This window comes from Bacillus paranthracis (assembly GCF_024296885.1).
Taxonomy (GTDB): Bacteria; Bacillota; Bacilli; order Bacillales; family Bacillaceae_G; genus Bacillus_A; species Bacillus_A paranthracis.
Genome location: NZ_CP101135.1, coordinates 2123398 through 2138968 on the forward strand (window position 1 = coordinate 2123398; position 15571 = coordinate 2138968).

The following is a 15571-nucleotide window of genomic DNA, read 5'->3' on the forward strand; positions in this document are numbered from 1 at the left end:
GTGTGATTCGCACCTACCTTTATTTTTTACCATCAAAATACTTATTTAATTTTCTTAAATGTAAGCGGCTGAGTACTTAATGTAGCTGGTACATGTAACTGAAGGGAAGGGAATTCACCGTTCACACTCATTTCATATGCAAATAATAGATTCATCTTCATTTGGAATAAATCAACTTTTGCAGAGAAGATGTCGTAATGATGATGTGTTAATTGAATGTCCATTTCCATGAATTGCACAAATAATGAATCATCACGCTCGTATACTTGTAATGTTCCGTATGCCGGATGTTCGAAAGCACCAGTATAATCCTCTAATTTATGAGAAGGTGTAGTTTCTTTAATTTGTTCTGGAATGGATTCAGTTGCTTCTTTCATCATTTCCTTCATTTTTTCAGTATCTTCTACAGCGCGTTTATGCCAATCAATGGATTCTAATTCAAGTAGTTCGTCATAAATTTGATTAGCGAGATAAGTAGGCAGTAATGTGCCTCCAGCATTCGTTAAAATGACAAGGCCGATGTTTTCTGTTGGTATGAAAGAAACAAGCGCTGAAAATCCATCAATATTACCGCCGTGATGAATCACCTTATTCCCACGATAAGCGCTAATAAACCAACCAAGCCCATAACTATTTAATGGAGATTCAGGAAGTGATAAAACTGGTTGATCTGGAATGGAATTGTGCGGTATATACATTTGTTGTAATAATTCAGAGGAGATTAATTCATGATCTCCAAATTTACCTTTGTTTAAGTGAAGAAGGACCCAATTGGCCATATCTTCAATTGTAGAATTAATACATCCAGCAGCTCCGACTGTATCGATGTTATGGAATGGAACTTCTTTTATTTCACCTTCATTGTCAACGTAAGGTAAAGCATAATCATCTGTAGTTTGTGAATCTGTAACAGAGAAATTTGTATGTCTCATATTTAAAGGATCTAAAATATGTTCTGTAGCGTATTGCTCCCACGTTTGATTTGTAATGTTTTCAACAATGTAGCTAATTGTTGCATACATTAAGTTGTTATAAAGAAATGCTGTGCGGAACGGTGCATCAAGTGGTAAATGTTTTATTTTTTCAACGAGATCTTTTCGAGATAAGGAAGAGCTATACCAAAGAGCATCATGACGACTTACCCCAGTGCGATGAGAAGCTAAATCTCGTCCTGTAACTTGTGAGCTAGCAAGTAGTTCAGATAAAGAGAAGTTAGGTATATAAGACTGGACAGGAGTATCCCAATTAAACTTTTTTTGCTGTGCTAACAAACATAATGAAAGTGTGCCAAAAGCTTTCGTTGAGGAACCGATTGCGAACAAAGTACGCGGTGTAACAGGGTCTTTTGTGTCTAAATTACGATAGCCAAAGCCTTCTGAAATAATGACTTCACCGTCTTTTATAACAGCTACAGCAGCGCCAGGAACCTTTAAATCCTTTATCATTTTTTCAACAGTTGTTTGCAAAGAAGATATAACAGGAGTTTCAATTTTAGACATACTTCTAACCTCCAAATATAAATTTTGTTCTACCGCACAATACTTTCGGTAATAGAAAATAAAAACCTTTTTAATTATGGAAAGTTAATAATTTTGTAAGGATGAATAAAATTATTATTTATTTAGAATTTTATTTTTATTATAATTAATTTAAATTAAGATTTAGAAAAGATGGTGAAGAAGTGTGCTAACAATAAAAAAATTGCTCTGTGATAATAAAAATAATCCGATAGGTATAGATTCGAAAGTTGTTAAAATTAGTTGGCAACTCGAGTCGAGTAAACGAAATGTAAAACAACTTGCGTATCAATTGCAGGTTGCGAAGGATAAAGAGTTTCAAACTATAGTATTCGATTCACAGAAGGTAGAAACAGATCAAAGTTTATATATACCAATCAATTCGTTTTCATATAGTACGGAAACACGTTATTTTTACCGAGTGAAGGTATGGGATACTCATGAAGAAGAATCACCTTGGTCAGAAGTAGCATTTTGGGAGACCGGATTACAAGGGCAAGGTAACTGGAGCGGAAAATGGATTGCTGCGAAAAAAGAACGCACGCAAGTTATGTCCTTTCATAAAAGCTTTTCTATTAAAAAATTAGTTAAAAAAGCACGTTTATATATGACTAGTTTAGGATTATACGAGGCTTCTATAAATGGAGAGCGTATTGGAGATTGTTATTTTACCCCTGGATGGACAAGTTATGATAAAAGGATATTGTATCAAACATATGATATAACGCATGTATTAAAGATTGGGTATAATGATATTTCTACTCTGGTAGGTAACGGCTGGTATAAAGGGCCGATTACTATGCAGCATGTACGTAATTATTACGGGAAAAGACGTGCGATAATTGCTCAAATACATATAACATATGAAGATGGAACGAAAGAAAAAATTGTAACAGATGAAACATGGAAAGTAATGCCAAGCCCTATTTTGTATTCGGAAATATATGAAGGGGAGGTTTATGACGCTAGGCTAGAAGAAAGTGATCAAAAGCTAGAAGATGTTGAAGCAATTGTGCATTCTAAACAAATAATTGTTGCACAAGAAAATGAAGCAATTCGTAAAATGAAAATTATAAAACCAATCGCTATTTCAAAACTACCCAATCATGAATGGCTTATTGATATGGGGCAAAATATGGTAGGTTGGGTTCGGTTTAAAGTCCGTCATGTTTATACTGGACAAAAGATAGAATTGCATCATGCTGAAATATTAAATAAAGACGGTAGCTTTTATACTGGGAATCTCCGAAAGGCAAAACAAAAAATAGTGTATATAGCAAAAGGAGAGGAAGAGGAAACGTTTGAACCTCATTTTACCTATCAAGGCTTTAGGTATGTGAAAATAAGTGGATTAACCCAGCCCCCTCAAATAGCAGATTTTGAAGGGGTTGTATTACATACAGATATGGAAAAAGCGACTGAATTTGAAACGTCTAATCCATTAATCAATCAACTGCATCAAAATGTGGAATGGTCTCAAAGAGGGAACTTTTTTGATGTGCCAACAGATTGTCCGCAGCGAGATGATCGACTTGGATGGACAGGAGATGCACAAATGTTTATTGGGACAGCTACGCAAATTATGAATGTGCAATTGTTCTTTAAAAAATGGCTCCAAGACTTATCATTAGATCAAAATGTGAATGGAGCTGTGCCGTTAGTTATTCCAGATGCATTTGGGAAAAGAGCGGATTTTGATTTACATACTTCTGGCGGTTGGGGCGATGCAGCAATTATTTGTCCATGGGTTCACTATTTACATTACGGAGATGTATCCATTTTAAAAGAGCAATATGACAGTATGAAGAAGTATATAGATTACATACGTTCACAAGGTGAAAATGAGTATTTATGGGATACAGGCTATCATTTAGGGGATTGGCTCGCATTAGATACGAAACCTGATGTATATGAAGGCGGAACAGACAAGCATTTTATTGCGACAGCTTATTACGCGTATTCTACATCGCTTTTACGAAAGGTTGCTGAGATTTTAGGTAAAAATACAGATGCTAAGTTTTATGCTGAGCTACATGGAAATATTGTTCAAGCGTTTCAAAATGAATTTGTTACACCGAATGGTAGGTTAATTTCAAATACCCAAACAGCCCACATATTAGTACTTCTTTTTGAACTAGTGAAAGATAATGTGAAGGAGAAAGTATTTAATCGATTAATTGAGCTTTTAAAAGCAAATAAAAATCATTTAACAACAGGTTTTATAGGAACACCGTATTTAAATTTAATATTAAGCAAGTTTAACCGTCATGACCTTGCTTGTAAGCTTCTATTTCATGAAGATTATCCATCATGGTTATACCAAGTGAAACGAGGTGCCACAACGATTTGGGAACATTGGGATGGTGTGAAAGAGGATGGAACCCTTTGGAATGATAGTATGAATTCGTACAATCATTACGCATATGGTTCTATCGTTGAATGGATATACCGATATATTATTGGATTAGAAGTGGATGAAACAAAACCAGCATATAAACATTTTTATATTCAGCCTCATTTTAATTCTAATCTAGATTGGGTTTGTATTAAGCGTGAAACAGCATATGGGGAAATTAAAATTGATTGGCATGTAGAACATGGACAAGCAGTATTAAACGTTGATGTGCCAACAAATACATCTGCTACATTACGAATAGTGGAAGATGATTGGAGGTCAAGTGATATGCCTGAAATGAAATTAGGTTCAGGCGCATATGAATTTAGATTTTGTAAGAACATACAGAAGTAGAATTTTGTTAAGTATAGAAATGTTTTTTTATAAATTTAGTTTGTTCAATCTGTTAGCATTAAATTTATGATAAAATCCATATAGACTAGAGATTTGAAAGAAGGTTTTTCTACATATGAAACATGCTGAAAATGAATACTTAAATTTATGCCGCCATGTAATGGAGCATGGTACGAAGAAAGAAGATCGTACAGGGACAGGCACTGTATCTGTATTTGGTTATCAAATGCGTTTTGATCTAAGTAAAGGTTTTCCTTTATTAACGACAAAGAGGGTGCCATTTCGCCTTGTAGCAAGTGAATTGCTTTGGTTTATGAAAGGCGATACAAATATTCGTTATTTATTGCAGCATAATAACAACATTTGGAATGAATGGGCATTTAAGAGTTGGGTAGAAAGTGACGAGTATACGGGTCCTGACATGACTGATTTCGGTCTTCGCTCACAACAAGATGAGGAATTTAAAGTTCAGTACGATGAGCAAATGGAATTGTTTAAAAAGAACGTTTTAGAAGATGATGATTTCTCAAATAAATATGGTTATTTAGGAGACGTATACGGTAAGCAGTGGCGTGCTTGGAAAACGACAGCTGGTGAGACGCTTGATCAATTAAAAGATGTAATTGAAATGATAAAAAAAACGCCAGATTCACGTCGCCTAATTGTATCTGCTTGGAATCCTGAAGATGTACCAAGTATGGCATTACCACCTTGTCATACGTTATTCCAATTTTATGTAGCAGATGGCAAACTTTCTTGTCAGCTATATCAAAGAAGTGGTGATATATTCCTTGGAATTCCATTTAACATTGCAAGTTACTCGTTACTAACACATTTAATTGCACATGAATGCGGACTTGAAGTGGGAGAATTTGTTCATACAATTGGAGATGCCCACATTTATACGAATCATTTTGAGCAAGTAGAAAAGCAATTGGCGCGTGAACCACGTCCGTTCCCAAAACTTACATTAAATCCAGGTGTGAAATCTGTGTTTGATTTTGAAATGGAAGATTTAACGATTGAAGGATATGATCCACACCCAGCAATTAAAGCACCGGTTGCAGTGTAATTGTAGAGGAGATGAAAAAATGATAGTTTCATTTATGGTCGCAATGGACGAGAATAGAGTAATTGGTAAAGATAATAATTTACCTTGGCGTTTACCGAGTGAATTACAATATGTAAAGAAAACAACGATGGGTCATCCGCTTATTATGGGAAGAAAGAACTATGAAGCGATTGGTAGACCACTGCCTGGAAGACGTAATATTATTGTAACTCGCAATGAAGGGTATCATGTTGAAGGATGTGAAGTAGCACATTCTGTAGAAGAAGTGTTTGAGCTATGCAAAAATGAAGAAGAGATCTTTATTTTTGGCGGAGCACAAATTTATGATCTCTTTTTACCTTACGTAGACAAGTTATATATAACAAAAATCCATCATGCATTTGAAGGAGATACATTCTTCCCAGAAATGGATATGACAAATTGGAAAGAAGTTTTTGTTGAAAAAGGTTTAACGGATGAAAAAAATCCGTATACGTACTATTATCATGTATATGAGAAGCAACAATAGTAAAAAAGATTGATGTGAAAATTCGCATCAATCTTTTTATTTATATCCATCAATATAGGTTTATAGATGAGATTCGATAGTGCTATAATGAAAGGTAGCATGTGAAAATGCTAAAATTTTCAAGAGTATTAAGAGAGAAAGAGGAGGAGAATCGATTGAGAAAGATATGGGGGATTCTTTTTCTTTGCTTAACATTCATGTTAGTCGGATGCGGTAAAGAAGAAAAACCACAAGAAGCATTTGATACATATGCAAAAGCATGGAATAAACAAAAATTTGCAGAAATGTATGATCAACTATCAGAAAAGGCAAAAAAAGATATTTCAAAGAAAGAGTTCACTGAGAAATATGAAAAAATTTATTCTGGCATTGAAGTGAAAGACTTAAAAGTAGAAGCAGGAGAAGTAAAAGAAGATAAAAAAGATGAAGGTCCTGTTCCTTTTAAAGTAAGTATGGATACTGTTGGTGGTAAAATCAATTTTGCCCATGAAGCAAAAATGGTGAAAGAAAAGGATGGAGATAAAGAATCTTGGAAAATAGATTGGACTCCTGATTTTATATTCCCAGGTATGACGAAAGATAGTAAAGTGCGTATGCAAACGACAGAGCCGAAGCGCGGAGAAATATATGACCGTAACGGTAAATATCTTGCGGTAAATGGTAAAGCTTCTGAAATCGGATTGATTCCTGAAAAATTAGGGGATGCAGCTCCGCAAACGAAAGAAACGGTAGCGAAGTTACTAAATATGTCTATCGAAGAAATTGACCAAAAACTAGCAGCTAAATGGGTAAAACCAAATTACCTTGTACCAATTGGAATATTGCCTGAAGGAGCAACACAAAATACGTACATAGATTTACCTGGTGTTGCAACAAAGCCAGTAAATGTTCGCTCATATCCATTAGGAGAAGAAGCCGCACATCTTACTGGCTATATTGGAAAAGTGAATGCTGAAGATTTAAAAACGTTACAAAAGAAAGGTTATCAAGCAGATGATCCAGTAGGTAAAGCTGGTTTAGAGCAAGTACTGGAAGAAAAGCTACGCGGTAAAAAAGGTGGTCGTGTCTTCGTAGAAGATGCACAAGGGAAAGAAATTAAAAATTTAGCAAAAACAGATGCTGTTGATGGAGAAAATGTAACTTTAACGATTGACAGTGCAGTTCAAAGCGAAATTTATAATGAAATGAAAAATGAGGTAGGATCAAGTGCAGCAATTAATCCAAAGACTGGAGAAACACTTGCACTTGTGAGCACACCAGCTTATAACCCAAATACCCTTACAAGAGGGGCGTCAAAAGCGCAACGTGATGCGGTAAATAATGATCCGAAAAAACCGATGACGAATCGATTTACACAATTATCAGTTCCAGGTTCTGTATTTAAACCAATTACAGCAGCAATTGGTCTTGAAACGAAAACGATTGATCCAAAAGAAGAGTTAAAAATTGAAGGATTAAAATGGACAAAAGATTCTTCTTGGGGTAATTATTATGTAACGCGTGTAAAAGATGCAAATCCGATTGATTTTGATAAGGCGATGAAATACTCGGATAATATTTACTTCGCACAAGAAGCTTTAAAAATCGGAAAAGACAAGTTTATGAGTGAAGCGAAAAAATTCGGATTCGATGAGAAACTACCAATTGAATATGGATTCCCAGCTTCTAAAATCGCAAATGATAGTATTAAAAATGATATTCAAATGGCAGACACAGGTTATGGACAAGGGCAAGTATTAATGACGCCACTCCATCTAGCATTAACGTACGCACCAATTGTTAATGAAGGAAACATACCTTCCCCATATATTATTAGAACAGATAAGCAACCGAAAGTTTGGAAAGAGAATGTAATTTCAAAAGGCAATCAGGATATATTAAAAACTGCTATGACGAAAGTAATTAATGATCCAGATGGTACTGGGAAAATTGCTAAAATTGATGGCATGACTCTTGCTGGAAAAACAGGTACAGCGGAATTAAAAGTATCAAAAGAGGCTGAAGGAAAAGAACTAGGCTGGTTCGCTGCATTTGATTTAAATTCACCAGATATGGTTATTACTATGATGATTGAAGATGTAAAAGGTAGAGGCGGAAGTAATATTCCAGCTGAAAAAGTAAAACATGTATTTCAAAAATAATATGTAATAAAAGGTTAGCTCTATAATTTGTAGAGCTAGCCTTTTTCTATGAAAGAATTCTTAATATCTATATACTGAATTTTAAGGAAACAAAATAAATCATTAACTTACGAAAAAAAAGTAGCTATTTTTTATTGACATCGAATGAAACTTTTTGTATTATACTTACATAAGGTAAGTTATTTACTTTCAAATTATAAATCTCAAATTAAAGATAAAATGTAGAAAAGGGAGAGAATACAATGACAAAAGTACTATTTATTACAGCAAATCCAAATTCAGCAGAAGGTTCTTTCGGAATGGCAGTAGGGGAAGCATTCATCGAAGCTTATAAAAACGAACATCCACAAGATGAAGTTGTAACAATTGATTTATTCAATACTACAGTACCAGCAATCGATGCAGATGTATTCGCTGCTTGGGGTAAATTTGCAGCAGGTGAAGGATTTGAAGCTTTAACTGAAGCTCAACAACAAAAAGTTGCAGCAATGAACACAAACTTAGAAACATTTATGAATGCAGATCGTTATGTATTTGTAACTCCAATGTGGAACTTTAGCTACCCACCAGTAGTAAAAGCATACTTAGACAACGTAGCAATCGCAGGTAAAACATTCAAATATACTGAAAATGGTCCAGTTGGCTTATTAGAAGGTAAAAAAGCACTTCACATTCAAGCAACAGGTGGCGTATATTCTGAAGGAGCATACGCAGCTGTAGACTTCGGACGCAATCACTTAAAAACTGTATTAGGATTTGTCGGTGTAAATGATACTGAATATATTGCAGTTGAAGGTATGAATGCAAACCCTGAAAAAGCACAAGAAATTAAAGAAGCAGCAATTGCTAATGCTCGTGAATTAGCAAAACGTTTCTAATATATCATACTTAAAAATGTCCAAGCACTTGTTGTTTGGACATTTTTTCTTCTTTTTCCTTCGTTTGTCTAGTATAATGAAGGTCGGAATGATAATAGGTGGGGGTTCTGTATGATTCAAACGTTTTTTAAAATCTTTTATTTAATTTTAATCGTAATTGCGATTACACCGAGAATGTGGCGCCTTAAAAGACAAGTAAATACGATGTCGCCACAAGAAAAAGATAATGCTGTGTACAAAACGACAAATTGGTTTGGTAAGAAAATGGTACGTGTAGCTGGAGGAACAGTAGAAGTTAAAGGACTTGAAAATGTTCCGAAAGACAAGCCGGTACTAGTTGTAAGTAATCACCAGAGTAATATGGATATTCCTGTTTTACTAGGTTATTTAAATAAACCAATTGGCTTCGTTTCAAAGGCAGAGATTAAAAAGTTCCCAGTTGTACCAACTTGGATGGAACTTATGAATTGTGTATTTATGGATCGTAGCGATCGCCGCCAGTCACTTCAAGCGATTAAAGATGGGATTGAACTATTGAAGAATGGACATTCTATCGTAATTTTCCCTGAAGGAACGAGAAGTAAGGGTGGGGAAGTTGGAGAGTTTAAGGCTGGTAGTTTTCATCTTGCTGTAAAATCTGGTGTAGCAATCTTACCTGTAACATTAGATGGGACATATAAAATGTTTGAAGCGAATGGAAACCGTATGAAGCGAGCTCGTGCAACAGTAACAATTTCTAAGCCGATTACACCTGAAGAGTATGCGAATATGGATATTAAAGAGTTAACGAAGCATACACAGGATGTTATCGCATCACAATTACATAAGTAATAAAAAAGGTTTCAGCTTACATAAAGCTGAAACCTTTTTTATTATGCCGTAGGTAAGACGTAAAAGAGTACGCAGAAGAACATCATCGCGCTACCACCTAATACGAAAAGATGCCAAATGGCATGATTGAACGGTAACTTTTCCCAAAGGAAGAATATAGCTCCTACAGAATATAAAATACCACCTGCTAAAAGTAGTGAAAAACCATGTCCAGTTAGATTTTCATAAAGTGGTTTAATAGCAACGATTATGAGCCATCCCATTATGATATAACATAGCGTTGATGCCTTAATAAAGCGACGTACAAAGAAAATTTTGAAGATGATACCTCCGATTGCAAGGATCCATATAATAGCAAGTAATGTCCATCCTAATGGGCCGCGGAGTGTAATAAGTAGAAAAGGAGTATACGTGCCAGCAATCAATAAGTAAATGGCTGAATGATCTAAAATAGTAAATATTTTTTCTACTTTAGGATGATGAATGCTATGTAGCAACGTTGAAAATAAGTACAGTAAGAACATACTTACACCATAAACAGTAAATGCAACTACAGCTGATGCGGTACCATGCTTAGAAGCATGAATAATCAATATGATTAAGGCAGGGATGCTTAAAATGGCACCGATACCATGTGTTATTGCATTTGCAATTTCTTCTTTTACAAATTGGGTCATTCGTGTCATTTTTTCAGTCATAATGGTAATCCTTTCTACTATTATAAAGTGAAACTTTAATCAGTGGAGGGGCATCCCCCCCACTGATTATTAGTTGAATCAATCGGGCTTTTACGGGCAGCCCATCCCCCACGTAACTTCTTTGCTTGCACTGAATTTTAAGGTGGTGGTTCTTACTGCCCGTTAAAGCGGGATAAAATAATATGTCTTTTCCCTTACCATATCATACACAAGAGCAATAGAAAATGAAATTTGTATAATTGATTATATTTTTGAATTTTTTTGACAAAAGGTAATGGTTTTGTTGACGTTTTCAAACTTTTTTGACAAAATAAAATTATGCAATAGTAGGACAAGGAATCTACTAATAAAGGGGATGGAGAAATGTTTTCAAATATTGGCTTTCCAGGATTAATTTTAATTTTAGTAGCTGTACTTATTTTATTTGGGCCGAAAAAATTGCCGGAAATCGGAAAGGCTTTAGGGGAAACGTTAAAAGAATTTAAAAAATCAACGAAAGAATTGACTGATGATGCATTTCAAGAGAAGGAAAAGAAAGAAAAAATGTAATGAAATTTCTTCGAAATGGATAAATAAAGTGTGGTGAACGAGATGGAAGATCGGGAAATGAGTGTAGTAGAACATATAGTTGAGCTTCGCAAACGAGTAATATATACAGTGTTATCCTTTGTACTATTTTTAATTGTTGGGTTTACTTTTACGAAGGATATTTATTTTTGGCTTGTAAAAGACTTACCAATGAAATTAACTGTTCTCGGTCCAAGTGATGTATTGTGGATTTTTTTCTCGATTGCTACAGTATTTGCTATCGTTTGTACAATTCCTTTTGCTGCTATACAAATTTGGTTATTTGTAAAACCGGGTTTACATCCAAATGAACAAAAGATGACGTTAATGTATATACCGGTATTGTCTATATTATTTATTGCAGGTTTATGCTTTGGATATTTCGTTGTAATGCCGTTTTTATTTCATTTTTTAACTACGATAGGTAATGAAATGTTTAATACGATGTTTACGACAGAAAAGTATTTTCATTTTGTTCTTAATTTAACAGTTCCATTTGCTGTAATTTTTGAATTGCCAGTAGTAGTAATGTTTTTAACGAGTATTGGACTATTGACGGCGGAATTTCTAATAAAAATAAGAAGGTATGCTTACGTAGCATTGATTATCATTGCATCGTGTATATCACCGCCAGATTTTTTATCACATAGTTTAGTTGCGGTACCGCTTATTTGTATTTATGAAATTAGTATCGCTTTATCAAAGATTGTTAGTAAGCGAAAAAAGAAAAGAGAAGAAGAAATTCAGTCGAAAAGTGCCTCGTTATAAAGGCACTTTTTTTATCCCACTTTAATGGGCAGTAAGACCCCCACCTCAAAATTTAGCGAAAGCAAAGAAGTTAGGTGGGGGATCAACTGCCCATAAAAGTCCGATTGGTTCAACTAATAATCAGTGGGGCTGAAGAAAACCCCCACTGATTAAAGTTTCACTTTATTTATTTGTTATACTCTAGTTATAAACGTATACAATATAGAGAAGAAAAAAATTATAGAATCTCCAAAATTTAGACAAACTTTGCGCTTTTATAAGTTTATACTGAATATATTAAGCAATATACGGATAACGAGTCCTTATCTTATTAGGAATTTAGGGTGGGGGATGGATTAGGTGAAGATGAATAGAGTATAAATCTTCTAACCAAAAGGACTACAGAGATTGTCTAAGGATACTTTTGTATTCATGGGAGTCGCCACTTTAAACAACGTGTTACAGCGTAAAGTAGAAGAAGTTCAAAAATCCAATGAAAAAGAGGATTGATATTGTGATTACGAAAAGTTTTTATTTCACTCATTCAACAGGGGAGTGTATTAAAATATTTGAAATCCCTGTCCTACAAGCGCAGCATCCATTATCGTTTCTAATACAGTCTCGTCTTCAATTATTTATTGCAAAAATTCAAAAACAAAAACACCCAAGATTTTCGTATTCTTTCCGTGAATATTTACAAAATTGTTTGAAGTGGAATGATTATTTAAATGTATATAAAACAAATACTCTTGAAAAAAATGCATGATATAGAGTGGGGACAGGGTTAAGAGCTCTGTCTTTTTCATTTTAGATATAAAAATATAATTAATTTAATGAAATTTCGTTTCAAATTGTTGAAAGCAATGGGAATACTAGTATAATAACAAGGAGAGCGTATTGGAAAGGGAAGAATATAATATGCAAAAAATTAAAATTGTAACAGATTCAACGGCAGATTTATCACAAGAGGTAATTGAGAAGTATGACATCCATGTTCTACCATTATCAATCTCTGTAAATGGACAAACATATTTAGATCGCGTTGATCTACAACCAGATGAATTTATTGAAGAAATGATTAAATCAGAGGAACTACCAAAAACATCACAACCAGCAATGGGTACATTTGTAGAAATGTATGACAAGTTAGGGGAAGATGGAAGTGAAGTACTTTCCATTCATATGACAAGTGGAATGAGTGGTACTGTGGCAACTGCAAATAGTGCTGCATCAATGACCGACACAAAAGTAACAGTTGTTGATTCGCAATTTATTACACATGCTTTAGCATATCAAGTAGTTGAAGCTGCGAAAATGGCAAATGAAGGACGCTCACTAGAAGAAATTTTAAAACGTGTAGATGAAGTAAGGAAAAATACTCGATTATATGTAGTAGTAGATACATTAGAAAACTTAGTGAAGGGTGGGCGTATCGGTAAAGGAAAAGCGTTTATCGGTTCGCTACTTAATATAAAGCCAATTGCTAGCCTTGAAGATGGTGTTTATAACCCTGTAACGAAAGTGCGTAGCCAAGGTCAAATTGTAAAAACGTTAGCTAAGTTATTTGAGGAAGATACAGCTGGAAAAGTTGTAAAAGCTGTGGCAATTCCGCATGCGAAAGCAATTCCTTTAGCTGAAAATGTAAAAGCGGCTGTTGAAAAAGTAAGTGGATTTGCTCAATCAGAAATTTTCTTTACAACGCCTATTATTAGTACTCATACAGGTCCGGGTGCAATCGGATTTATGTATTTAGCAGAGTAATAAAAAAGCTACTTGAAATTTATTTCAAGTAGCTTTTTTATGTGAATAGAAAGTAAGAAATAAGAAGGGCTATACAGGCACTCCCGCTAATGATATAGCGAGTCTGTAAATATTCATTCATAAAAAACACCCTTTATGATTTTCTATATTATATGTTGAATATAGAAAATCAGTAGTTACGTTATACATGTAATGTTTCAATTTTTTCATTCACTTTCTTATAATGTGTTTCGCTATTATAAATGAAAGTTTGACCTAAAAAGAGTACATGCAGTTGTTCCCACGGTAACATACGTAAATTCCAATTATTTCGAAGCCTTGTTATTGCCTCGCGAGGTGTTTCATCAGCGAGTGCAAAAGCTCCGTAATGCATTGGTATAAAGTGTGTAGCATTTAAATCTAAATAAGCTTGCACTGCTTCTTCAGGTGAAACGTGAGATATTTTCATAAACCATTCTGGTTCATAAGCTCCAATTGGCATAAGGGCAACATCAATTGAAAAGCGTTTGCCAATTTCTTTGAAACCTTGGAAATAGCCACTGTCTCCACAAAAATAAATGGTTTCTTCCATATTGTCATTTTTAATAATCCATCCACCCCAGTGAGATGTGTTCATATCAAATAATGATCTTCTCGTCCAGTGCTGAGCAGGTACGAAGTGAAAGGAAACATCATGAATAGTCGTACTTTCCCACCATTTATACTCTTCTACATTATTGAATTTTTTACGAGTAAATAATTTTTTTAGCCCAATGGGTACTAGGTATAATACGTCATCATTAAGTTGGCGAAGTGTTGAAAAATCTAAATGATCATAATGACCATGTGAAATGAGGACAATATCAATTTTAGGTAGTTCTTGTATAGAAAGACCAGGTTCAGTAAGTCTTGAGACTAGCTTCAATTTATTGGCCCATACTGGATCCGTTAGTATATTAAGTCCATTCGTTTGGATAAGAAAAGTAGAATGCCCAATCCATGTGACAGTCGTTTTTTCAATATTACTTTGCAAAAATGCACTTTGTTTAACGGGTGATTGTTCTACTAAGAAAGAAAAATCTTTTTTGTTTTGCTTTCGTTCTTTACGCCAGCGTATAAAAGAGCGAATTGATTTTTTTGTACTCACATTATCCATATTTTCATAGCGCTTTGCCATGAACATCACCTCATTTAAAATCGTTGTAATTGTATTGTACCGAAATGTTGTTAAGGAATACAGTGTATAACATGGATGAATGTTTAAGGAATTGTTAAAAAATAGGGGGATCTATTTACAAAAGTAACAACAAAATTAGTTTTGCAACTTCTATTTAGAGAAATAATAGTAAAAAAATATCTTTTGTCTAGTAATTCGCTTGAAATAAAGAAGTAACATACGTAAATTCGTACGATTTCGTGAACAAATGTAGTAAACAATTTTCTCGTAGTGTTAACTTTTGTTATGATAAACATAACCTATTTAAATTTAGGATAGAGAAAAGAGGTTTATAAATGAAGCGTTATCAAAAAATAATTGGTCTTATGGTTGTATTTTGTCTCTTTGTACTTGCTGGATGTAGTGGATCAGGTTCAAAGCTTCGTAAACCATTGAATTGGGATTTAGAAACTTTCCAATTTACAAATCAAGATGGAAAGCCATTTGGTACAAAAGATTTAAAAGGGAAAGTTTGGGTTGCAGATTTTATGTTCACAAACTGTCAAACAGTTTGTCCGCCAATGACTGCTAATATGGCAAAACTGCAAAAGATGGCAAAAGAGGAGAAATTAGACGTTCAGTTTGTTTCGTTTAGTGTAGATCCAGACCTTGATAAGCCGGAGAATTTGAAGGCTTTCATTCAAAAGTTTACAGAGGATACTAGTAACTGGAATTTATTAACGGGTTATTCGTTAGAAGATATTACAAAGTTTGCAAAAGATAATTTCCAATCACTTGTAGATAAACCTGAGAATGGTCAAGTTATGCATGGTACATCATTTTATTTAATTGATCAAAACGGAAAAGTAATGAAAAAGTACAGTGGTATTAGTAATACGCCGTATGAGGACATTATACGTGATATGAAGCGATTAGTAGAATAAAAAGAAGGGTGCAGATTAAAGCA

Annotated in this window: 14 protein-coding genes; 11 read left to right on the top strand and 3 right to left on the bottom strand. The window is 34.3% G+C overall.

Annotation, left to right across the window (positions count from 1 at the left end):
- Window positions 1-41 precede the first annotated feature (41 nt).
- Window positions 42-1499 carry a serine hydrolase gene (locus tag NLJ82_RS10800; protein WP_000034302.1) on the bottom strand — a complete coding sequence of 486 codons (1458 nt, stop codon included), beginning with the start codon at window positions 1497-1499 and terminating at the stop codon, window positions 42-44.
- A gap of 184 nt (window positions 1500-1683) precedes the next feature.
- Between NLJ82_RS10800 and NLJ82_RS10805 the strand changes: the two genes are divergently transcribed.
- The 6 genes from NLJ82_RS10805 to NLJ82_RS10830 all read left to right on the top strand — a co-directional run bounded on the left by NLJ82_RS10805 (window position 1684) and on the right by NLJ82_RS10830 (window position 9696).
- Window positions 1684-4266, top strand: a complete 2583-nt coding sequence (locus NLJ82_RS10805) for an alpha-L-rhamnosidase (protein ID WP_000955699.1) — start codon at window positions 1684-1686, stop codon at window positions 4264-4266.
- Between the two features lie 115 nt (window positions 4267-4381).
- Window positions 4382-5338, top strand: coding sequence for a thymidylate synthase (locus tag NLJ82_RS10810; RefSeq protein WP_000679601.1), 957 nt, complete (start codon window positions 4382-4384; stop codon window positions 5336-5338).
- Between the two features lie 19 nt (window positions 5339-5357).
- On the top strand, window positions 5358-5846 hold the full coding sequence (locus NLJ82_RS10815; protein WP_000637198.1) for a dihydrofolate reductase: 489 nt from the start codon (window positions 5358-5360) through the stop codon (window positions 5844-5846).
- A gap of 155 nt (window positions 5847-6001) precedes the next feature.
- Entirely contained in the window at window positions 6002-7987 is a 1986-nt protein-coding gene (pbpC, locus tag NLJ82_RS10820) for a penicillin-binding protein 3 (RefSeq protein WP_001227207.1), read from the top strand.
- Between the two features lie 242 nt (window positions 7988-8229).
- Window positions 8230-8865 carry an FMN-dependent NADH-azoreductase gene (locus NLJ82_RS10825; protein ID WP_000170021.1) on the top strand — a complete coding sequence of 212 codons (636 nt, stop codon included), beginning with the start codon at window positions 8230-8232 and terminating at the stop codon, window positions 8863-8865.
- Window positions 8866-8976: 111 nt separating this feature from the next.
- On the top strand, window positions 8977-9696 hold the full coding sequence (locus NLJ82_RS10830) for a lysophospholipid acyltransferase family protein (RefSeq protein ID WP_000616589.1): 720 nt from the start codon (window positions 8977-8979) through the stop codon (window positions 9694-9696).
- Between the two features lie 41 nt (window positions 9697-9737).
- On the opposite strand, the gene trhA is transcribed toward NLJ82_RS10830, so the two are convergent.
- The gene (gene trhA / locus NLJ82_RS10835) at window positions 9738-10394 is read right to left on the bottom strand and encodes a PAQR family membrane homeostasis protein TrhA (protein WP_000136884.1); all 657 of its coding nucleotides are present in this window, start codon (window positions 10392-10394) and stop codon (window positions 9738-9740) included.
- Window positions 10395-10757: 363 nt separating this feature from the next.
- Here trhA and NLJ82_RS10840 point away from each other — a divergent pair, with 363 nt between their 5' ends.
- The 4 genes from NLJ82_RS10840 to NLJ82_RS10855 all read left to right on the top strand — a co-directional run bounded on the left by NLJ82_RS10840 (window position 10758) and on the right by NLJ82_RS10855 (window position 13469).
- Window positions 10758-10943: a twin-arginine translocase TatA/TatE family subunit gene (locus NLJ82_RS10840; protein WP_000492443.1), complete on the top strand. Its 186-nt coding sequence runs from the start codon at window positions 10758-10760 to the stop codon at window positions 10941-10943.
- Window positions 10944-10985: 42 nt separating this feature from the next.
- Entirely contained in the window at window positions 10986-11729 is a 744-nt protein-coding gene (gene tatC, locus NLJ82_RS10845) for a twin-arginine translocase subunit TatC (protein WP_000390139.1), read from the top strand.
- A gap of 493 nt (window positions 11730-12222) precedes the next feature.
- Window positions 12223-12474 (top strand): DUF2535 family protein, encoded by a 252-nt coding sequence (locus NLJ82_RS10850; RefSeq protein WP_000629015.1) that lies wholly within the window; start codon window positions 12223-12225, stop codon window positions 12472-12474.
- Between the two features lie 152 nt (window positions 12475-12626).
- Complete coding sequence (locus NLJ82_RS10855) at window positions 12627-13469, top strand: DegV family protein (RefSeq protein WP_003266758.1); 843 nt, start codon at window positions 12627-12629, stop codon at window positions 13467-13469.
- A 181-nt stretch (window positions 13470-13650) separates the two neighbouring features.
- Here the strand turns inward: NLJ82_RS10855 and NLJ82_RS10860 are convergent, their stop codons facing one another.
- Complete coding sequence (locus tag NLJ82_RS10860; protein ID WP_001129619.1) at window positions 13651-14625, bottom strand: MBL fold metallo-hydrolase; 975 nt, start codon at window positions 14623-14625, stop codon at window positions 13651-13653.
- A gap of 335 nt (window positions 14626-14960) precedes the next feature.
- On the opposite strand from NLJ82_RS10860, the gene NLJ82_RS10865 reads away from it, so the two are divergent.
- Window positions 14961-15548, top strand: a complete 588-nt coding sequence (locus NLJ82_RS10865; RefSeq protein WP_000833338.1) for an SCO family protein — start codon at window positions 14961-14963, stop codon at window positions 15546-15548.
- The last annotated feature ends 23 nt before the right edge of the window (window positions 15549-15571 follow it).

Excerpts from the sequence above, each read along its gene's own strand:
- NLJ82_RS10800 (WP_000034302.1), bottom strand. The coding sequence starts at position 1,499 with ATGTCTAAAATTGAAACTCCTGTTATATCTTCTTTGCAAACAACTGTT.
- NLJ82_RS10810 (WP_000679601.1), top strand. The coding sequence starts at position 4,382 with ATGAAACATGCTGAAAATGAATACTTAAATTTATGCCGCCATGTAATG.
- NLJ82_RS10815 (WP_000637198.1), top strand. The coding sequence starts at position 5,358 with ATGATAGTTTCATTTATGGTCGCAATGGACGAGAATAGAGTAATTGGT.
- NLJ82_RS10825 (WP_000170021.1), top strand. The coding sequence starts at position 8,230 with ATGACAAAAGTACTATTTATTACAGCAAATCCAAATTCAGCAGAAGGT.
- NLJ82_RS10830 (WP_000616589.1), top strand. The coding sequence starts at position 8,977 with ATGATTCAAACGTTTTTTAAAATCTTTTATTTAATTTTAATCGTAATT.
- trhA (WP_000136884.1), bottom strand. The coding sequence starts at position 10,394 with ATGACTGAAAAAATGACACGAATGACCCAATTTGTAAAAGAAGAAATT.
- NLJ82_RS10840 (WP_000492443.1), top strand. The coding sequence starts at position 10,758 with ATGTTTTCAAATATTGGCTTTCCAGGATTAATTTTAATTTTAGTAGCT.
- tatC (WP_000390139.1), top strand. The coding sequence starts at position 10,986 with ATGGAAGATCGGGAAATGAGTGTAGTAGAACATATAGTTGAGCTTCGC.
- NLJ82_RS10855 (WP_003266758.1), top strand. The coding sequence starts at position 12,627 with ATGCAAAAAATTAAAATTGTAACAGATTCAACGGCAGATTTATCACAA.
- NLJ82_RS10860 (WP_001129619.1), bottom strand. The coding sequence starts at position 14,625 with ATGGCAAAGCGCTATGAAAATATGGATAATGTGAGTACAAAAAAATCA.
- NLJ82_RS10865 (WP_000833338.1), top strand. The coding sequence starts at position 14,961 with ATGAAGCGTTATCAAAAAATAATTGGTCTTATGGTTGTATTTTGTCTC.